This is a genomic window from Neorhizobium huautlense (genome assembly GCF_030811685.1).
In the GTDB taxonomy this organism is placed as follows: Bacteria; Pseudomonadota; Alphaproteobacteria; order Rhizobiales; family Rhizobiaceae; genus Neorhizobium; species Neorhizobium huautlense_A.
In genome coordinates this window covers 353,673-367,221 of sequence record NZ_JAUSRF010000001.1, presented here as the reverse complement: position 1 = coordinate 367,221, position 13,549 = coordinate 353,673, and the positions used below count along the sequence as shown (strand labels likewise).

Annotated in this window: 10 protein-coding genes and 1 pseudogene; 3 read left to right on the top strand and 8 right to left on the bottom strand. The window is 60.2% G+C overall.

Features of this window, described 5'->3' with window-relative positions; genetic code table 11:
- Positions 1–46 precede the first annotated feature (46 nt).
- Positions 47–493, top strand: a complete 447-nt coding sequence (locus J2T09_RS01575; protein ID WP_306830785.1) for a MarR family winged helix-turn-helix transcriptional regulator — start codon at positions 47–49, stop codon at positions 491–493.
- Positions 494–805: 312 nt separating this feature from the next.
- On the opposite strand, the pseudogene J2T09_RS27555 reads toward J2T09_RS01575, so the two are convergent.
- The 7 genes and pseudogenes from J2T09_RS27555 to J2T09_RS01540 all read right to left on the bottom strand — a co-directional run.
- Positions 806–1,288 (bottom strand): annotated as a pseudogene (locus tag J2T09_RS27555) (DUF3419 family protein); the annotation flags it as partial.
- A 5-nt stretch (positions 1,289–1,293) separates the two neighbouring features.
- On the bottom strand, positions 1,294–2,574 hold the full coding sequence (locus J2T09_RS01565) for a Zn-dependent hydrolase (RefSeq protein ID WP_306830327.1): 1,281 nt from the start codon (positions 2,572–2,574) through the stop codon (positions 1,294–1,296).
- A 58-nt stretch (positions 2,575–2,632) separates the two neighbouring features.
- Positions 2,633–3,811 carry a homoserine O-acetyltransferase MetX gene (metX, locus tag J2T09_RS01560; RefSeq protein ID WP_306830326.1) on the bottom strand — a complete coding sequence of 393 codons (1,179 nt, stop codon included), beginning with the start codon at positions 3,809–3,811 and terminating at the stop codon, positions 2,633–2,635.
- Positions 3,812–3,820: 9 nt separating this feature from the next.
- Positions 3,821–4,798, bottom strand: a complete 978-nt coding sequence (gene cysK, locus J2T09_RS01555) for a cysteine synthase A (RefSeq protein ID WP_306830324.1) — start codon at positions 4,796–4,798, stop codon at positions 3,821–3,823.
- A gap of 103 nt (positions 4,799–4,901) precedes the next feature.
- Entirely contained in the window at positions 4,902–5,828 is a 927-nt protein-coding gene (locus J2T09_RS01550) for a DMT family transporter (RefSeq protein WP_306830322.1), read from the bottom strand.
- A complete protein-coding gene (locus tag J2T09_RS01545) occupies positions 5,812–6,687 on the bottom strand; it encodes a YqcI/YcgG family protein (protein WP_306830320.1) in 876 nt (291 codons plus the stop codon). Before J2T09_RS01545 ends, J2T09_RS01550 begins: the two co-directional genes overlap by 17 nt.
- Positions 6,688–6,816: 129 nt before the next feature.
- Positions 6,817–7,644: an arginase family protein gene (locus tag J2T09_RS01540; protein ID WP_306830783.1), complete on the bottom strand. Its 828-nt coding sequence runs from the start codon at positions 7,642–7,644 to the stop codon at positions 6,817–6,819.
- 413 nt (positions 7,645–8,057) lie between these two features.
- On the opposite strand from J2T09_RS01540, the gene pdxR reads away from it, so the two are divergent.
- Positions 8,058–9,539: a MocR-like pyridoxine biosynthesis transcription factor PdxR gene (pdxR, locus tag J2T09_RS01535; RefSeq protein ID WP_306830318.1), complete on the top strand. Its 1,482-nt coding sequence runs from the start codon at positions 8,058–8,060 to the stop codon at positions 9,537–9,539.
- Between the two features lie 124 nt (positions 9,540–9,663).
- Here pdxR and rtcR read toward each other — a convergent pair whose 3' ends face one another.
- Complete coding sequence (gene rtcR / locus J2T09_RS01530; RefSeq protein ID WP_306830316.1) at positions 9,664–11,271, bottom strand: RNA repair transcriptional activator RtcR; 1,608 nt, start codon at positions 11,269–11,271, stop codon at positions 9,664–9,666.
- A gap of 212 nt (positions 11,272–11,483) precedes the next feature.
- Between rtcR and J2T09_RS01525 the strand changes: the two genes are divergently transcribed.
- Positions 11,484–13,037: an RNA-binding protein gene (locus tag J2T09_RS01525; RefSeq protein ID WP_306830314.1), complete on the top strand. Its 1,554-nt coding sequence runs from the start codon at positions 11,484–11,486 to the stop codon at positions 13,035–13,037.
- The last annotated feature ends 512 nt before the right edge of the window (positions 13,038–13,549 follow it).

The following is a 13,549-nucleotide window of genomic DNA, read 5'->3' as shown; positions in this document are numbered from 1 at the left end:
CCTCTTCCTTGACAGATTACGTTGATATCAACATGATTATGACATGCTGTCAAATGTCGATTCGATCCCGTTCTCCACCACGCTGCATGTGCGCGATACCTGCCTGTGTCTGCACGTGCAAAGAGCGGCGCGTGCGCTTGCCCGCCGTTTCGATGTGGCGATGAAGCCGATCGGCCTGAACAATGGCCAGTTTTCCCTGATGATGTCGCTCAATCGCCCGGTGCCGGCAACCATGAAGTCCGTCTGCGACCTGTTGGCTATGGACCGCACCACGCTGACGGCGGCGCTGAAAATTCTCGAACGGCGCGGACTGGTGAAAAGCGCGGTCGATCCCAAGGACAGACGCGGAAAGCTGCTGACATTGACCGATGCCGGCATGGCGATGCTGATGGCAGCCCTGCCGATATGGACCAGGGTTCACGGTGAAATCGATGTGGAACTGGGGGATGGCGGCGCAGATGCGGTCCGCCAGACACTTGCGCCAATTCGCTGACGATTGATTGATCATCGTCAGGGGGATGCTCCTCGGCTCGTCGGGTCCTCGGCGATGCTGAAACCAGGCAGACGTGCCATGTCGGCGCTGTCTGCCGCCATGTCTCGCGTCGATGCCCTGTTCCTGTGCGAGCACGTGCGGGATCGGCTTTTCCGTCAATTCGGCCGTCAGCAAGGGCATGAGCAGGTTTTCAGAATCCCTTTCCTGCGCATGCGCGTACCAGAAGGCCGGGTAGAAGCTCAGATTGGATCGCTTGCTCAGCAGGATGCGCATGGCATCGCGCCAGGCGCCGGTCTCGAAATGGCGTCGATAAAGGTTGTGCTGCATCTCGATATCGTGACAGGACAGCAGGTCTTCGATCACGTCCTCCGCGATCACCGAGGCGCGGATATTGCGGCCGACGAAGTCGTAATACCGTTCGGTCACACCGGATTTGTTGATGTCGGCAAGGATACGGTCGCCGTGGCTATCCCAATAACGCCTTGCCGGCCCCGACAGCGCGCGGCGTATATCGGCATAGATGGAACTGCGGCAAGTGGTCGGCTTTTCGCCGATGAAGGCAAGAAAATCGTCCCGTTGCAACTCAAGGATTGCCGCAGCCTTCAGCTCGATCAGGGCACATTGCGCCGGGTTGGCATCAACGACAATGACCTGCGAGACGGCGTCATCCAGAAGCGAAAACGCCGTGCAGCCTCCTGAACCGATACAGACGATGCGCTCGGCGCCGGTTTGCCTGACGAGCCGGCGTTCGACACGGCTGTCCTCGCGGATCTGCGCGAAATAGATATCCACCATTACGCTCAGGCCGCTTCTTCATCGTGGTCGGGCATCTGCGCGATCTGCGCAATTGCGAGTGCTGCATGCAAAAGCACATCGGCGCCCGCTGCCGCCCATTCCGGAGAAATCTCTTCCGCTTCGTTGTGTGAAAGGCCACCGACACAGGGGCACATGATCATCGTGGTCGGGACGACTTTGGCCAGCCAGCAGGCATCGTGGCCGGCACCGGAAATGATGTCCATGTGGCTGAGCCCAAGCGCCTGCGCGGATTGCCGGCAGGCGGATGCCAGTTCTGTATCAAAGGCGACCGGGTTGACCCGTCCCACCGGCGCGATCGAAATGCCGACACCGAGTTCGGCGGCGATCTGGTGCGCGGCGCGGTCGACCTCGTCATGCAGCATGTCCAGCTTGGCAAGATAAGGCGAGCGTACATCGACGGTGAAAATCACCCTGCCCGGCAGGACGTTACGGGAATTCGGCGTGAAGAAGACCTGGCCGACGCTGCCGACCGCATCCGGCTGGTGGTCCATTGCCAGTTGCTGCACCATTTCCATGATCCGCGCCATGGCGAGGCCGGCATTGGCCCGCATCGACATCGGCGTCGAGCCGGTATGGGCCTCGCGCCCCGTTAGCGTGATTTCGAGCCACGAAAAACCCTGGCAACCGGTAACGATGCCGACGGACCTGTTCTCGGCTTCAAGGATCGGGCCCTGCTCGATATGATATTCCAGATAGGCCCGCATGGGGCGACTGCCGACGGGTTCGTCGCCCATCCAGCCGATCCTGCGCAGTTCATCGCCGAAGATCTTGCCATCCTTGTCGGTTCGGCTCAGCGCGAAATCCGGTGAATATGCTCCGGCAAAAACACCCGAGCCGATCATGGAGGGCACAAAACGCGCACCTTCCTCATTGCTCCAGTTGACAATGCCGATGGGATGGCGGGTCCGGATGCCGCGCTCGTTCAACGTGCGCACAACCTCAAGTGACGACAAAACCCCGAGCACACCGTCATAACGGCCACCGGTGGGCTGGGTGTCGAGATGAGAGCCGAGATAGACCGGGAGAGCATCGGCATCGGTGCCGGGTAGCACGGCAAACATGTTGCCCATTTGGTCCACGCCGACATCCATGCCTTCGTTTTCGCACCAGCGCTTCAGCAGGGCGCGGCCTTGCGCATCCGCATCCGTCAGGGTCTGCCGGTTGGATCCCCCGCTGATGCCGGGGCCGATCATTGCCATCTCGGCAATCGAACCCCAGAGGCGTTCGATGTTGATGCGTGTATTGTAGATGTCCGGACCTGCCATCTTGGCTTCCCTCTCATGTCGTTGAAAAATGTGCCGGCAAATGCCGGGTGTCGGCAGTTCAGGCATTTGCGCAGTCGGGCTGCCTGCACGCAATGGATGTCAGGAAACGGCCGATCGGTGGGCCGAACTGTTCGAAATCGGCCAGAAAGGCATCGTGACCGCGCAGGGACGTAATGCGTAAAGTCTCTGTCGCGACATCGCCCCGGCGCAGACCTTCGGCGATCATCTCCTGCTGGCACAGGGGGAAAAGCAGATCGGACGTGACGCCGATCACCAGTGCCTGGTCGATTGCCGCGCGTGACAGCGCAGCCATGATGTCGCCGCCTGTCTGGTCGCCGAGATCGAAACGGTCGATGGCGCGACTGAGATAGAGGTAACAGTTCGGATCGTAGCGCCCGATGAACCGGTCCGCCTGCTGGTGCAGATAGGTCTCGATCATGAACTCCGGGGCGAAGGATGCTTTTGGGTTCGGAACTGCCCGTTCCCTGCCGATCGGCGTCCGGCCGAAGCGAATGTCCCATTCCTCGATTGACCGGTAGGAGAGTGTGCCCAGCATGCGCGCAAGGCGCATGCCGGCGCTTGGTGCTGTAGCGCGGCTGTAATACCCTTCGCGCCATTCGGGATCGCTCGTGATGGCCTGGCGCTGTAGCGAGCGGATGGCGATCGCGAATGCCGTGGCCTGGCAGGCGCCCGAAATGTTGATGTGACTGCGGGCCAGTCCCGGATGGCGGCAGAGCAGTGACAGCGCCGTCATGCCTCCCATCGAGGTGCCGATCACACAGGCCAGTTGCGCAATGCCGAGCCTGCGGACGGCCTGCACTGCGGCCTCCGCCGTATCCTCGATGCTGACCTCCGGAAAACCCAGCCGGTAACGCTGGCCGGTTGCGGGGTTGATTGACGCGGGGCCGGTCGAGCCGAAACAGCCGCCAAGGCTCGCGATGCAGATGACGAACCAACGGTCGGTATCGATCGGCTTGCCGGGGCCGATCATCCTTTCCCACCAGCCGGCACTCGGGTCGTCGGCATTGGAGGCGGCGTGCGCGCTGGCGGAGAAGCCGCCGAGCAGCAGGATAGCATTGTCCCGCGCCGGCGAAAGGCGGCCCCAGGTTTCATAGCCCAGCCGTGCCCGGTGCAGTTCGCCGCCCGCCTTCAGCTGAAAACGGTCTGCAAGGGCCATGAGCCGGGTGGCCGGCGGGATGATCTCCGCCGGCATGTCGGGAACGCTCTGATGGTCCATCGGAGCCACTCAGGCGTATTCAAGTGCGGGCTCGAGCGCGGCCAGCCATTTGTCGTCGGAACCTTCGTTCACCCCTTCGAAGAGGAAGGTGGAGAGGTAACGTTCACCGGTATCCGGCATCATGGCCAGAATGACGGAGCCTTCCGGTGCCGATGCGGCAATGTTGAGAGCGGTGGCAACCGATGCGCCGGCGGATATGCCGACGAAAATGCCTTCCTCGCTCGACAGGCGGCGTGCGGTATCGCGTGCCGCGACCTGATCGATCTTCTGAAAGATATCGATCACGCTTCTGTCGAGAACGCTCGGCACGAAATTCGGCGCCAGTCCCTGGATTTCGTGAATATTCCAGGTTCCATCCTGAAGGATGGCCGCATTCGCCGGTTCGGTGGCAACGATCTTCACTTCGGGACGGGCGAGTTTCAGCATCTGTCCGACACCGGTCAGGGTGCCGCTGGTGCCGAAACCGGTAACGAAATAATCCAGCCGTTTGCCGGCAAAATCGCCGAGAATTTCCGCAGCTGTCGTCACCCGGTGGTAATGCGGGTTTGCCGGGTTGTCGAACTGGCGGACGTGGAACCAGCCATGACGTTCGGCGAGATCTGCGGCGAGCTTGTTGCCGCCGCTGCTACCCATTTCGCTCGGGAACAGGATGACCTTGCCGCCATAGGCGCGGATCAGCTTGCGCCGCTCGATCGAATATTTGTCGCCCATGATCGCCACGAAATGGTAGCCGCGCGCGGCGGCCACCATGGCAAGCGCAATGCCGACATTGCCGGACGTGCATTCGACGATCGTGTCGCCCGGCTTCAGCAGCCCGCGGCGCTCGGCGTCCAGCACGACGGACAGCGCCAGCCTGTCCTTGACGGAGCCTCCGGGATTGAAGGATTCCACCTTGGCGTAAAGCGTCACATGTTTCGGGCCGATGTGGTTGAGGCGGACGATCGGGGTGCGGCCGATCGTGTCGAGGATGGAGTTGTAGAGAGCCATGGTAAGCATCCTGTCTGGCTGTGCGCTCCAAGGGCCGGCGGTCATGCGCCGGCCGGTGATCGCGCGTGAAGGTTTCGAGCAAGCTGGAATGCGGCGGTCCGTGTCAGTCGCGGCCTTGCGAGGTTCCGGTCACGGCACGTCTGCTGCGCAGGAAGATCGGATAATTCTGGTTCACGGCGTAACCGGCGAACAGGATCATCAGGCCGCCTGCGATCTGCACGCTGTGCATCGCCTTGCCGTATGCGAAATAGTCCACCAGGATGGCGACGACCGGATAGATGTACGACAAGACGGCGATCTGGGCGGTCGGCAGTTTCTGGAAGGCCGAGTACATCAGGATGTAGGTGAGGCAGGTGTGGAAGGCGCCCAGGATCAGCAGGTCGGTCCATTGCGCGCCGGAAAAGCCCGATGCCGTCTCGAAATTGGCGAAAGGCACCAGGATCACCGCACCGACCGCAACCTGGATGAGCGCGATCAGATGGGGCTTGATGCCCTTGAGCTGTTTCACGATGGTCGAAACGATCGCATAGAAGATCGCGGCGCCGATCGCCAGAGCCACACCCAGCAGGTGGCTGGATGACATGCTGAACCCCTCGAAATCCGGTGCCACGATCAGCACGACGCCGAGGAAGGCGATGATCACCCAGCCGAGCTTGTCGCGGGTGATGCTGTCGCCGAGGAAAAGCGCGCCCAGGAGCACGAAGAACAGCGGCTGGGTATGATAGATCACGGTCGAGGTGGAGATCGACGCCACATCAAAGGATGCAAACAGCATCACCCAGTTGGTGACGAGAAAGACACCGCTGAGGCCCGCAAGAAATAGGGTTTTGCGGGTGAGGCCCGTATTGCGGAAAAAACCGCGTGCCAGGCAGTAGAGGGCGAGGAACATCGCCCCGAAGACACATCGGTAAAAAACGACCGTATGTGATGCCAGACCGGACTCCAGGACGAAGTATCCGACTGTACCCATGACGATCATGGCTGCAATCATTTCGAGGAGGCCGCGGCTTCTCTCACTTGGGCTGGTCATTGTCGTTCTCCGCAGAGTGGGGCAAAGGATGATCTCCCGACGGTTTGACGGGGGCATGGATGGAAGGCGAAGGCGCCGCTGAGCGGTCACCGCCCGGTTTGAACGGGCATTCGGCCGGGCGCTCGAGGCCCGGTTCTTCGAGCTGATATTGCAGCCATTCGCGATTGTCGGGGTCTCCGTAAAAACCCAGCTCATGCGGGACAGCTCCACCGTTATAGGCGGCGACACGGCGGCGAATATTGTCTCGAACGAGACGGCCGCTGCGGCTGTCGGCGCAGGCGACGACATCGAAATTTTCCCGCGGATTGATGATCAGCGTCAGGAATTGTCCGAGGTTGCGGCTGCGCAGCGCCACATGGTCCGGCGTGCTCATGTTCACGAACAGCTGCACGCCATTAAAGCAGAAGCACCAGTCCGGATCGTCGGGTGCCGTTGCCACGCCATCGGGCCAGGGCGCGGGGTCTCTGGCGTGCAGCCAGTTCAAAAGGTCCCAAGCCAACCGGTGATGCGGCACATCCGCCAGCTGCGAGCTTTCGACAAACACGACAAGCGGTACGAGCAGCCGCTCGCTGACATCGACCTCCCGAATGAAATCGGTATATTCGAGAAGCCCGGCCAGAGCCTGGCTGCAGTCGCGGCCCGGACCGCATTCGGCAAACACGAAACGGATCGTACCGGCCTTCCATGCCTTGCGTCCGAACAGGCACGGAAAGCTCTCGTCGGAGATCCGGTCGGCAAAATCGTTGAAGGCGTGGCTCTGCCATGGGGAAAAGACTGCATCGCCGTCTTCGAGTGCGCGTCTGGCGAACATCTTTCCGGGTGTGATCAGGCGTCGTTCATGAGCAATATCGGCGAACATGTTCCCCCCTCTACGTTCCGCCGGACTCTTCCGTTCCGACACGGTTCCTGGCTGCAGGCACAGCTGTGCCTGGCGATGCGATGCGCAATCGGTGAATGTCGTGTTTTCGTCGGCTGCCCGATGCCGGGTCTACAGGCTGTCCACGGTGACCCGTCCCAACAGGGGGCTGACCGTTTTTATGATCGTGGCGAGTGCCATTTTCGATAGCTGCGGGTCGTCCGGCGCCTGATATTCCGCCAGTTCCAGGCCGAGTACGCGGTCCGGACCCAGAGCCTGCAGAATGACGCCGATCTGTTCCGGCAACAGCCCGCCGGGGACATCATAGTCCGCAGGAACGTAACCCGGCTCCAGAACATCCCAGTCGATATGGACCCATACCTTGCGCTCGCCAACGGCCTCGAGAATGGCGGCAGGGGTCACCGCTGCCGGCGCAATGACCTGAACGCCGAACCGATCGATCAGCGTCTGTTCCGCGGGGTCGATATCACGCGCGCCGACGAAAATGACATTGCTGGGATCGAGCCCTGAGCCATGGCCGCTGTTCCACAGGCCGCATGCGGCAGCCACAACCATGCCGCCAAGATAACCGGAGGCACTTGTGTGCGGCGTGTTGAAATCACCATGCGCGTCGATCCAGAGCAGCGCAGCGTCAGGGAATTCCCGCGCCACGATCGGAAGTGACGCCAGGCTGATCGAGCAGGTATTGGCAACAAGAACGGTCAGTTCGCCGTTCAGAATGCTTTTCGCGACTGCATTCCTGATGGAGAGCAGTGTCGGCCTGGCCTGCGCCAGACTATCGGTCCAGTCATCGACCGCAGGTGGGGCGGGGGTTCCGACCGTCGTTGGATAGGCGCCGAACTCGTCTGCCAGCGCCTGCGCGGTCAGCGCGGCTCCCTTGAGGGTCATGGCCGATCTGTCGGCGGCTCTGCCCTGCGAGAGGATCACCTTGATGGACATAGTCACGCTCCCATTTCCCGCCACGTATCGTGGCCGAACTCACCCTGCCGGATGGTGTCTGCTGATTGTTGGATCTGATTGATCAAGAAGGCGCGTTCCGTCCGCGCCGGTTCGAGCAGCGCCCTCCTCATGTCGCCGAGGATTTTTCGGCTGATCAGGATGGGCGCAATGTCGTCAACTGCACGTCCGTCCACCTGATGCGGGTTTTGCCCGGCGCAGGTTCCATGTGAACGGTTCTTCGTGTTAAAGTTGCTCTTTGACTCGGAGTCCCCGGATGTCGACCAAATTCACCGCCATGTATCCCCCATGCGGACATGAACTCTGAAAATTAGTGTCGCCGGTTGATTTTCGGCGTCGGTAAATACCTAGACGCGAACAAGTCCGATAAGAACGTCCAGTTTTGAAGAAAAATAGTGGTCCAGTTTAAAAAACATGATGCTAAATTATATCGGCTGGGTGCTCATGCGATTTACGAACGCCTGCGTGATCAGGTTGTATCCGGGGTCTATGCCGTCGGCGAAAAGATACCGTCGACCCGGTCGCTCGCCAAAGAGCTCGGTGTGTCGCGAACGACCGTCTGCGTGGCATATGATCAACTGGCGGCCGAGGGTTTCATTTCCGTAAGCCAGGGTGCGCAGCCGCGGGTCGCGGTGACGTTTCCGACCGCGGAAGAGCCGAGGACCGATCAGGCCGATGGCATGGCAATCGAGGCGCCGTTGTCCCGTTATGGCAGGCATCTCGTCACGATCGGCTCTTTGCCCCAGCCTTCCTCGAAAAACGTGGTGGTCAATTTCCGTTACGGAGAGGTTGCATCCGCAGATTTTCCGTCAGTCCTTTGGCGTCAGGCGATGATGCGGGCACTCTCGCGCAAATCGAAGGTGCTCGCCTATGGAGAGCCGGAAGGCACCAGCGCCCTGCGCCGCGCCTTGCAGGGCTATCTCTGGCGTGCCCGCTCGATCAGTTGCCGCACCGACCAGATCATCATTGTCAGCGGCTCCCAGCAGGCACTCGATCTGTTGGGAAGGCTTCTTCTCAACGAAGACGATTCCTTCGTGATTGAAAATCCGTCCTATGCCATGGCGCGGCTGGCGTTCGAAACAACGGGAGCGGCAGCCATTCCGATCGAAGTCGACAGTGCCGGCCTCGACACGTCGCGCCTTGGCGATATCAGCGCGCAGCTCGCCTATGTGACGCCCTCCCATCAATATCCGCTTGGAGGCATCCTGCCGATCGAGCGGCGCCTCAGCCTCATCGCTTGGGCAAAACGGACGAACGCCTGGATCATCGAGGACGATTACGACAGCGAATATCGCTACGACATGAAGCCTTTGCCTCCGCTTTGGTCCGTCGACGACAGCGGCAGGGTCATCTATATCGGCACGGTCTCCAAGATACTCTCGCCGACGTTGCGGATAGGGTATGTGGTCGTGCCGGAGCCCTTGATCGCAATTTTCAAGGCCGCCAAGCAACTGGCGGATCGCCATACGCCGCTACTCGATCAGGATGCGCTCGCGGGCCTCATTCAAAGTGGCGCCTATGAGCGGCATGTCCGGCGGCAGCGACGTCTGAACCAGAAACGACGGCAGACCCTCATTGCGGCTTTGCGCACCAATTTCGGAACGGATGTCGATATCGAAGGGACATCGGCCGGATTACATCTCGTCGTCTGGTTCCGTCTTCTGCCGGCCGCCTCTGAGGACGAACTGGTTGAGCGGGCGCGATCCCTTGGTGTCGGCGTATATTCGGTGCGCCCGCTCTGCGATCCGCCCCTTTCCTCAGGCCGCAACGAACAGATCGGGCTGGTGCTGGGCTATGCGTCGCTTGATCCGGAATGGATAACCTATGGCATTACCCTGCTGCGAAAGGCGATCGCCGAAATGGAGTTTTCCGCCTGACGGGCCGGAAGTTTCGTCCGGCCCGAGGATGCTAGCCATCTTGCCCTCACCATCTGACCTCTATAACAGACCTGTGGCATTTTAGGGGTTGGAAACGAAGCGAGGCGTTTGGGTCGGAGGGGCGTTATCGGTTGCGGCGGATATCCTCGAACTTCAGTTCAAATCGCGCCAGATATTTGCTCAGGCGATCGGCATCGTTGGAGCTTTTTTTCTCCAGCCTCGAATGCGCAAACAATGCGCGACCGGCGGCACTTGCAGTGGCATGATCCCGGCAGGTTTTCAGCACTGTTGCCAGCTGCGCCACCTCGAAAAGGTCGAGTGCAGCCGCGCGCTCCGCGCCGAGCATGTTGATCAGCAATTCATCGTCGGCATGTTTTTGCGTGTCGAGCCCCCAGGCGGTTTTCAGCCGTAGCACTTCGTCACTCACCACATCGATGGTGATGCGGCCTTGTGGGGCCAGCGTTCCCATGCGGGTGATCGAGGCGGACAGGTCTCGGAAATTGGCGCTCCATGCCGCTTCCGGCCCGGTCGCGAAGGCGAGATAACGGTCGCGCGCCTCCTTATTGAAGGTGACGTTCTGGCCCTCGCGCTCCAGAAAACGCTTCAGTTCGAAGTCTAGATTGGGCTCGATATCCTCGCGACGTTCACGAAGAGCCGGAAGCTGAAAGGTCCAGAGGTTGAGGCGGGCGAACAGATCTTCGCGAAAGCGGCCCTTTTGCACTTCTATACGCAAATCGCGGTTGGTGCCTGCGATCAGCTGGAAATCGGCAGAAGCCTCCTTGTCGGCACCGACAGGCAGAAACCGTTTTTCCTCGATGGCGCGCAGGCACATGGCCTGCTCGTCAAGGCCGAGTTCGCCGATCTCGTCAAGAAACAGCACGCCCTTGTCGGCGGATTTCAGAAGGCCGGCGCGTTCGCCGGAGGCGCCGGTAAAGGCGCCCTTCACGTGGCCGAACAGGGCGGACATCGCCTGATCGCCGCGCAGGGTGGCGCAGTTCACCTCCACGAAGGGGCCGGTGACTTTTCGTTGTGCCTTTTTCAGCTCAAAAATCCGTTTTGCCAACTGCGATTTTCCCGCACCCGTCGGACCGGTCAGGAAAACGGGGGCGGTGGAGCGCATCGCCACGCGCTCGATCTCGTCGATCATGCGGTTGAAGGCGGCGTTGCGGGTGGAGATGCCGGATTTGAGGAAGGATGTCGCCTCATCACGTTCCGAGGCAAAACGCGTAGCGATCTCGTCGTAACGGGAGAGGTCGAGATCGATAACCGCATGCGTGCCGGCATAATCCTGACCCGGCTCACGATCGCGCGGCGGCGAGAGCTGCAGCAATCTGCCGGGGATGATGCGGGCCTCGGTCAGCAAGAACCAGCAGATCTGCGCCACATGCGTGCCGGTGGTGATGTTGACGAGATAATCTTCCGCATCGGGATCGAAATCATAGGCGCGGGCGAAATCGCGCAGTTTTGTATAGACCTCGGAAAAATCCCAGGGGTCGGTGAGGTTGATGATGTTCTGGCGAACCTCGGTGGCGGGCGACACGGTTTCGATGTCGCTGACGACAGTTTTTGCCAGCCGGTCGAAAGTCGCATCATGGATCAGTTCGACGCGATCGAAGAACAGGCCGGGCTGCTGGGTAAGGCCGACATTCGGCCGCCAGCGGTTCCAGCGATCCTCGCGTTTGCCGATATCGAGCGTGGTTCCGAGAATGCTGATGGCGACACGGCGTTTCATGATTTATCCAAATTTATAAAAGGTATATTTGAAGATAATATATGCTGCATGGTGGAATTGGGCAATTTCTGTGCGTGCCAATGACGGTGATTTTTTATTTTATTTAAAATCAACAGGATAATAAGAAATTTCAGCGTGTTTTGCTGCTCTGGCATCAAACTGGCACGCGTCTTGAAATGTATCTGGCAGAACCGAAACAAAGAGGTGATGCCATGGTGAACAAGGCAATCTTCAAATCCTATCTCGGCAAGCTTTTGCCCCGCACGGACACAGTCAACCACGAAGCGGCACCGGCCTATAAGCTGAGCGCTCGTGAGGCGCTGGCGCAGTATGCCGTCACCGGCACGTTCAACGACACCTTTTATGCCGGTGCCGGCGAGCAGCTGGAGGGCGTGGTGAAGCTGGCAGCCGAAGTCGAGCCGCAGTTCCTGGCAAAGCTTGCGGTCTATGCCGCCGAAAAGGGCCATATGAAGGACATGCCGGTCATGCTGTTGGCCATGCTTTCCGGCCTTGAAAGCGATGCCTTTGCCCGCGCTTTCCCGCGCGTGGTGAAAAGCGGCAAGATGCTGCGCGGTTTCGTGCAGGTCATGCGGTCGGGCACGACCGGGCGTAAATCGCTCGGAACGCGTCCGAAAAAGATGGTGCAGGCATGGCTGGAGAGCCGCACGGTGGAACAGCTTTTGCAGGCCATGGTCGGTAACGACCCGTCTTTGCCGGATGTGATCCGTATGGTGCACCCGAAGCCGAAGGATGCAGGGCGCGCGGCGCTTTACGCCTGGGCGATCGGCAAGCCGTATGACGTGGCAGCCTTGCCTGTCGAGGTGAAGGCGTTCGAAGCGTTCAAGCGGGATACGACATTGGCCTTGCCGCCGGTGCCGTTCCAGATGCTGACCTCGCTCGACCTGACAAAGGAACAGTGGGCCGAGGTTGCGCTGAAGGGCTCGTGGCAGATGGTGCGCCAGAACCTCAACACATTTGCCCGGAAGGGCGTGTTCGAGGTGCCGGGTGTGGCTGAAAAGCTGGCGGCAAAGCTTTCCGACCCGGAAACGGTGCGCAAAGCCCGCGTGTTTCCCTATCAGCTGCTGGTCGCCTGGCAGATGACGGGTCACACGATCCCGACGGTCGTGGCCGATGCGCTGCAGGATGCGATGGAGGCTGCAATCTCCACCGTGCCGAGCGTTAGTGGCAATGTCGTGGTCTGCCCGGACGTTTCCGGCTCCATGGGTTCGCCCGTGACCGGTTATCGTCCAGGCGCGACTTCGACGGTGCGATGCATCGATGTCGCGGCACTCGTGGCTGCGTCTTTCCTGCGGCGGAACCGTTTTACACGGGTCCTGCCGTTCGAAAACCACGTGGTGCGCGTGCAGCTCAACGGTCGCGACAGCGTCATGACCAATGCCGCAAAGCTGGCAGCGGTCGGGGGTGGTGGAACCAATTGTTCCGCTCCGCTGAAGCTGCTGGCCGATGAAAAGGCCAAGGTCGACCTCGTCGTCTTCGTCTCGGACAACCAGTCCTGGATGGATGCGCGAGGTGGTGGCCAGGCAACCGGCATGATGAGCGAATGGGCGCGGATCAAGAGGCTGAACCCGGCTGCAAAGCTGGTCTGCCTCGATATCCAGCCCTATGTCCAGACCCCTGCAAAGGGTGCGGATGTGCTCAACATCGGCGGCTTCTCCGATGCCGTTTATGGTGCGATCACCAGCTTCGCGGCCGGAAAATCCGGCCCGGACGAGTGGCTGCGCCGGATCGAGGCGATCGATCTTTGAAAAACGTCCTGCGCCTGAAGTGAAAGGCGCAGGGCACCGTGACGAATGCCGGATGGAACTACAGACTCCTAATCTCCAGGTCGCGGGTTCGAATCCCGCCGAGGTCTCCAAACCATGACCTCGTAGCTCAGCGGTCAGAGCAGGCGTTCCACCACCTTTCGTCGTCACGGACGAATTTGAAATGACTTGAATGACATGGCGAATGCCGGAAGAAACTACACTCGCTTTATCCGAAAATGTTTCTTCTGATTTTTTAGTCGCCATGACCGGAATGAAGGAAAGACGCGGCGAATGCCTGCGAAACTACAGCCTCTTACGCTGGGGCGGAGACATCTGCCTCATGTTTCGCAAACCCTTGTCGCCGCACTGATAAGGACAGAGATGAAAATGCATGGCGAATGCCTTGGGAACTACAGTCAATCCATAGGTCGCGGGTTCAAATCCCGCCCGGTTCGACACGATCGGCCGGTAGCTCAGCGGATAGAGCGATGGGAATGTTTCCAAAACACCTT